The organism is Pseudomonas sp. P5_A12, assembly GCF_056400685.1.
This window is the reverse complement of sequence record NZ_JBFUKU010000529.1, coordinates 1-1,919: the sequence shown is the minus strand read 5'-3', so window position 1 is coordinate 1,919 and position 1,919 is coordinate 1. Positions and strand designations below refer to the sequence as shown.

The 1,919-nt window shown below is 50.5% G+C and carries 2 protein-coding genes; both read left to right on the top strand.

Going from position 1 to position 1,919, the window contains the following annotated elements:
* The coding region (gene kce / locus AC1DSG_RS30770) for a 3,5-dioxohexanoate:acetyl-CoA acetone transferase (protein ID WP_477794234.1) at window positions 1-800 on the top strand (800 nt) is incomplete at its 5' end.
* Window positions 801-906: 106 nt separating this feature from the next.
* Window positions 907-1,919 (top strand): MFS transporter (locus tag AC1DSG_RS30765; RefSeq protein WP_477794233.1); only part of this gene is annotated, 1,013 nt, incomplete at its 3' end.

The window sequence follows — 1,919 nt, the reverse complement described above, 5'->3', positions numbered from 1 at the left end:
CCTCAATCGTCCACCTGCATGCTCGTAACCCAATTGATGGCAGCCCTTCCCAGGATCCTGAACTGTTCAAACAGTTCCTTCCTGCTATCAAGGAGGCTAGCGACGTGGTGATCAACCTGACTACGGGTGGTGCACCGACAATGTCTCTTGAGGATCGGCTTCGCCCGGCTCATCAATTCAAACCGGAAGTGGCCTCATTGAATATGGGCACGATGAACATGGGGCTTTACCCAATGCTCAATCGTTTCAAGGAGTTCAAACATGCCTGGGAGGAACCTTACCTCGCTGGCAGCCACGATCGTATTTTCAAAAATACATTCACCGACATTGCCCACATCCTTGAGTCATGCAGTGAAAACGGTACCCGTTTCGAGATCGAATGCTATGACATCGGGCATCTCTACACTGCTGCACATTTCATTGATCGTGGACTTATCAAACCACCATTTTTGATTCAGTCGGTTTTCGGCATTCTAGGCGGTATCGGTGGTCACCCTGAGGACGTGCTTCATATGCGGCGCACGGCCGATCGGCTCTTTGGGGATGATTATCAATGGTCGGTTCTTCCAGCAGGTAAGCAGCAAATGAGCATTGGCGCTCAATCCGCCACGTTGGGCGGACACGTTCGTGTAGGGCTAGAAGACTCGCTTTGGGACGGGCCAGGTCAGTTGGCAAAAAGCAATGCCGATCAAGTCCTGCGCATGCGTAAGATTCTTGAAGGTCTTTCACTTGAAGTTGCGACACCCGAAGACGCCAGGAAAATCCTGAAACTCAAAGGTGGCGATAACGTCAACTTCTAAGCGCTGCACTCCCCCTAAAGTTTATCTAGAGGATATTTCGTTAACTGAAGGGCGCTGCACAGCAGCAGCGTCCTGAAACGCTATCCTCATGAGGAGAACCCGAACCATGTCCGCTACGACCCATACAAAAATACAAAAGGGACAGTCGCTGAACGCTTTGATGTTTCGTAAGTTGATGCCAATGTTGGTCTTTGCTTACATAATCAGCTTTCTGGACAGAACTAACATTTCACTTGCAAAGACTCATATGGCAGTCGACCTGGGTATTTCCGCTGCCGCCTATGGTTTTGGTGCAGGGCTTTTCTTCCTCAGCTATGCGCTCATGGAAGTACCCAGCAACCTGATCATGCACCGAGTAGGTGCCCGACTCTGGATAACCAGGATCATGATCACCTGGGGGTTATTGTCCGCAGGCATGGCCTTCATTACCGATGAGACGACGTTCTATATCGCGCGTGCACTACTGGGGGCCGCTGAAGCGGGACTATTCCCGGGCGTAATGCTCTATCTAACCTATTGGTTTGGTCGGGAGCAAAGAGCGCGAGCCAGCGGCTATTTCCTCATCGGAGTTTGTCTGGCAAACATCATCAGCGGCCCAGTTGGAGGGCTGTTGCTGCAGATGGACGGAATTATGGGCTGGCACGGCTGGCAATGGCTTTTCTTTATAGAAGGCATTCCAGCGGTACTCTTCTCCGTAGTCATCTGGCGAAAGCTTCCGGATGGGCCATCAACTGCAAGTTGGCTATCCAAGGAACAAGCCACAGAGGTAGAGCAAAACCTGAAGAAAGAACACGATGAAGAAATGGCGTCCGGCAATGTTGGCCATTCTTTCAAGGGCGTTCTTAAAATCCCCCAACTGTGGCTTGCCATTGCGGTGTACTTTCTCCATCAGATTAGTGTCTATTCGGTAATTTTCTTTTTGCCGGGTATCATTGGTACCTACGGAGGTTTGACTTCCGTACAAATAGGACTGTTGAATTCGATACCATGGATAGCTGCAGCACTTGGCGCAGCGTTCCTTCCAAAATATGCAACAACTCCGAAGATATCACGCAAGATCATGTTTGGAGGCCTTCTCCTTATGTCGGCCGGATTGACCCTTGCAGCTTACACCACGCC